1 rRNA gene is annotated in these 1,394 nt (G+C 56.4%); it reads left to right on the forward strand.

Features of this window, described 5'->3' with window-relative positions:
- A 23S ribosomal RNA gene (locus ACIG5E_RS39480) occupies positions 1 to 1,392 on the forward strand; the annotation flags it as partial.
- Positions 1,393 to 1,394 lie beyond the last annotated feature (2 nt).

Genomic DNA, 1,394 nt, shown 5'->3' on the forward strand with positions numbered 1-1,394 from the left:
CTGAGACCTGATGCCGAGCCGATTGTGGTGAAGTGGATGATCCTATGCTGTCGAGAAAAGCCTCTAGCGAGTTTCATGGCGGCCCGTACCCCAAACCGACTCAGGTGGTCAGGTAGAGAATACCGAGGCGTTCGGGTGAACTATGGTTAAGGAACTCGGCAAAATGCCCCCGTAACTTCGGGAGAAGGGGGGCCATTCCTGGTGACGGGCCTTGCGCCTTGAGCTGGGGGTGGCCGCAGAGACCAGCGAGAAGCGACTGTTTACTAAAAACACAGGTCCGTGCGAAGCCGTAAGGCGATGTATACGGACTGACGCCTGCCCGGTGCTGGAACGTTAAGGGGACCGGTTAGCTCCATTTCGGTGGGGCGAAGCTGAGAACTTAAGCGCCAGTAAACGGCGGTGGTAACTATAACCATCCTAAGGTAGCGAAATTCCTTGTCGGGTAAGTTCCGACCTGCACGAATGGCGTAACGACTTCTCGACTGTCTCAACCATAGGCCCGGTGAAATTGCATTACGAGTAAAGATGCTCGTTTCGCGCAGCAGGACGGAAAGACCCCGGGACCTTTACTATAGCTTGATATTGGTGTTCGGTTCGGCTTGTGTAGGATAGGTGGGAGACTTTGAAGCAGCAACGCCAGTTGTTGTGGAGTCGCCGTTGAAATACCACTCTGGTCGTGCTGGATGTCTAACCTGGGTCCGTGATCCGGATCAGGGACAGTGTCTGGTGGGTAGTTTAACTGGGGCGGTTGCCTCCTAAAGGGTAACGGAGGCGCCCAAAGGTTCCCTCAGCCTGGTTGGCAATCAGGTGTTGAGTGTAAGTGCACAAGGGAGCTTGACTGTGAGACTGACGGGTCGAGCAGGTACGAAAGTAGGGACTAGTGATCCGGCGGTGGCTTGTGGAAGCGCCGTCGCTCAACGGATAAAAGGTACCCCGGGGATAACAGGCTGATCTTCCCCAAGAGTCCATATCGACGGGATGGTTTGGCACCTCGATGTCGGCTCGTCGCATCCTGGGGCTGGAGTAGGTCCCAAGGGTTGGGCTGTTCGCCCATTAAAGCGGTACGCGAGCTGGGTTTAGAACGTCGTGAGACAGTTCGGTCCCTATCCGCTGTGCGCGTAGGAGTGTTGAGAAGGGCTGTCCCTAGTACGAGAGGACCGGGACGGACGAACCTCTGGTGTGCCAGTTGTCCTGCCAAGGGCATGGCTGGTTGGCTACGTTCGGGAGGGATAACCGCTGAAAGCATCTAAGCGGGAAGCCTGCTTCGAGATGAGCACTCCCACCTCCTTGAGAGGGTAAGGCTCCCAGTAGACGACTGGGTTGATAGGCCGGATATGGAAGCCCTGTGAGGGGTGGAGTTGACCGGTACTAATAGGCCGAGGGCTTGTCCTCAG

The organism is Kitasatospora sp. NPDC053057 (assembly GCF_044546945.1).
Classification (GTDB): Bacteria; Actinomycetota; Actinomycetes; order Streptomycetales; family Streptomycetaceae; genus Kitasatospora.